This is a genomic window from Herbaspirillum sp. VT-16-41 (genome assembly GCF_001994935.1).
Taxonomy (GTDB): Bacteria; Pseudomonadota; Gammaproteobacteria; order Burkholderiales; family Burkholderiaceae_D; genus Herbaspirillum; species Herbaspirillum frisingense.
Genome location: NZ_MUXB01000277.1, coordinates 1 through 345, shown reverse-complemented (window position 1 = coordinate 345; position 345 = coordinate 1). Strand labels below are relative to the sequence as shown.

General features: G+C 64.3%; 1 pseudogene. It reads right to left on the bottom strand.

From position 1 onward, the window contains the following. Positions 1-269, bottom strand: a pseudogene (locus tag BTM36_RS27110) (hypothetical protein); the annotation flags it as partial. Between the last annotated feature and the right edge of the window lie 76 nt (positions 270-345).

The window sequence follows — 345 nt, the reverse complement described above, 5'->3', positions numbered from 1 at the left end:
GTCTGCCCAATGCTGTTGACGCTGAAGCGGTATTGTCGCGCCGTGGTGCCTGCCAGGAAGGTCTTGATCTTGGGAGCGATGAACTCGATCCGGGCCACGCCGTTGCGGCGGAAGATTTCGCGGGGTACCGCTACGTCATAACCATCAGGCGGGTTCTTGTCGCCGAGGAAGCTCAAGGGCGGGCGGGTCTGGGTATTGGCGATCCTGTCCACCCCGGCCTGCTGCAGGTGGCTCTGTGACTCGTCCGCGGCTGCCTTCGCCAACGTCATCGGCAGCCTCCGCAGCTGTCCCGCCCCCAGGCCCAGTTTTTGGTGCCATTGTAGTGTCGGCATGCTCGGGCACCGC